General features: G+C 48.8%; 1 protein-coding gene. It reads left to right on the top strand.

Features of this window, described 5'->3' with window-relative positions:
• Positions 1 to 445: hypothetical protein (locus tag WA845_RS25195; protein ID WP_337322839.1), on the top strand; the 445-nt coding region annotated here is incomplete at both ends.

Raw genomic sequence — 445 nt, 5'->3', positions numbered from 1 at the left:
CCGGAAATGAAGAATGCAATCGAGATCAAAACCAATGAGTTGAAAAGCATCAAGGATCCAGCAACAGAGATTTCCATGAAGGACTATCTTAGGATCTGCACTGAGATGCATGACAAAGTGAAAGGACTCGGCATTGATGGACTGGGAGCCAGTGCAACAAAAGCTCCAAAGGCTTCTTCCCGCCAGCCAGCATCGACATCGACATCAGATGGAAAGAAAGACAAGCTGATGAATGCACCGCCGACAGGCAAATACGCTAAGAAGCATGTCGAAGAGTGGAAAAATCACAAGACCCAGCGCACAGCCAATGGCGCATGCTCGTACTGCGGACCACATGGTCAACAGTCTCGACAGGTGTTCTCCGCGACAAATCATCACCCTTTCGGCAGCTTATGGCGTAGGCCTCGATACAACGTCGCTAACAATAGTTCTGTCGTTATAGTAG

The sequence above is a fragment of the Agrobacterium sp. CMT1 genome (genome assembly GCF_037203725.1).
GTDB classification, from domain to species: domain Bacteria; phylum Pseudomonadota; class Alphaproteobacteria; order Rhizobiales; family Rhizobiaceae; genus Agrobacterium; species Agrobacterium pusense.
The sequence above is the reverse complement of the archived record's forward strand: the minus strand, read 5'-3'. Positions and strand labels throughout refer to the sequence as shown.